The sequence below is a fragment of the Streptomyces sp. NPDC002884 genome, from assembly GCF_040295245.1.
Taxonomy (GTDB): Bacteria; Actinomycetota; Actinomycetes; order Streptomycetales; family Streptomycetaceae; genus Streptomyces.
Genome location: NZ_JBEOVB010000106.1, coordinates 1 through 1,110, shown reverse-complemented (window position 1 = coordinate 1,110; position 1,110 = coordinate 1). Strand labels below are relative to the sequence as shown.

Sequence of the window (1,110 nt, the reverse complement as noted above, 5' to 3'; positions counted from 1 at the left end):
GTGAAGGTGCGGCCGCGGATGCATTCGGTTTGATGAGCATCCAGAGGTTCTCCGCGAGAGCGTTGTCGTACGAGTCCCCGACGGACCCCATGGATGCTGCAACTCCCATGCGCAGCAGGCGAGTTGTGAGCTTGATGGATGTGTGCTGACAGCCGTGGTCGGCGTGATGGATGAGCTTGCCGGGCTCGACCTCCCGGGACGCGAGCGCGTACTCCAGGGTGGTCAGGACCAGGTCGGCGTCCGCGCGGGCAGAGGTCTCCCACGCGACCACTCGGCGGGAGAAGGCGTCCCGGATCGCCGAGAGCCACAACGGTCCCTCGCCGGTGGAGATCATCGTCAGGTCGGTGACCCACAGCCGGTTCGGCGCCGGTGCGGTGAAGTCCCGGTTGACCAGGTCCGGGGCGAGGCTGGCCTTGGGATCGCGGCGCGTGAAGCCCTTCCGCCGAGGGCTGACGCCTGCGATGTCGGCCTCGCGCATCAGGCGCTCGACCCGCTTGCGGCCCACGCGTGTGCCCTCGCGTTTGAGGACGGCGTGCACGCGCGGCGAGCCGTAATTGCCGCCGGACTCCGCGTGGATCTCCTTGATCCGCTCGGTCAGCTCGACGTCGCGGCGCCGCCGTTCGCACGGCTCCTTCTCCGCGCGGCGCCAGCGGTAGTAGGTGGAGGAGGCGATGTGCAGTTCCCGCAGGACGCACTCGACTCCCAGGCGGGGATGCTCGTCGACGAGCGCCGTCACCTGGGCCGGGTCGGGTCGAGTTGCGCCGCGAAAAACGCAGACGCCGTCCGCAGCACGTCGTTGGCCCGCTTGAGCTGGGCGTTCTCTTTGCGCAGCGCCACCAGCTCGGCCCGCTCGTCGGTGGTGAGCCGGCCGTCGCGCTCGCCGGCATCGGCCTCGGCCTGCCGGATCCAGCCGCGCAGGGCCTCGGGATGCACACCGAGGTCGACGGCCAGCTTCTTGATCTGCGGCTTCGGGTCGGAGGTCCGGTACATCCGCACCGCACGCTCACACAACTCCAGCGAGTACTTTCTGGGGGCGGCCATGGTCGATGTTCCTCTCATGAGAACCATCTGACCCTCTGTCAACACACTCCGCATCTCGGGGGAACCTCA

General features: G+C 68.5%; 2 protein-coding genes. Both read right to left on the bottom strand.

The window, feature by feature from the left end:
* Nucleotides 1–736 (bottom strand): IS3 family transposase (locus ABT070_RS46205; RefSeq protein ID WP_351769370.1); only part of this gene is annotated, 736 nt, incomplete at its 3' end.
* Nucleotides 733–1,041, bottom strand: coding sequence for a transposase (locus ABT070_RS46200; RefSeq protein ID WP_351769369.1), 309 nt, complete (start codon nt 1,039–1,041; stop codon nt 733–735). The genes ABT070_RS46205 and ABT070_RS46200, both read right to left, overlap by 4 nt.
* Nucleotides 1,042–1,110: the final 69 nt, after the last annotated feature.

What these genes read in the sequence shown, in the direction of transcription:
- ABT070_RS46200 (WP_351769369.1), bottom strand. Translation starts at nt 1,041, where the DNA reads ATGGCCGCCCCCAGAAAGTACTCGCTGGAGTTGTGTGAGCGTGCGGTG.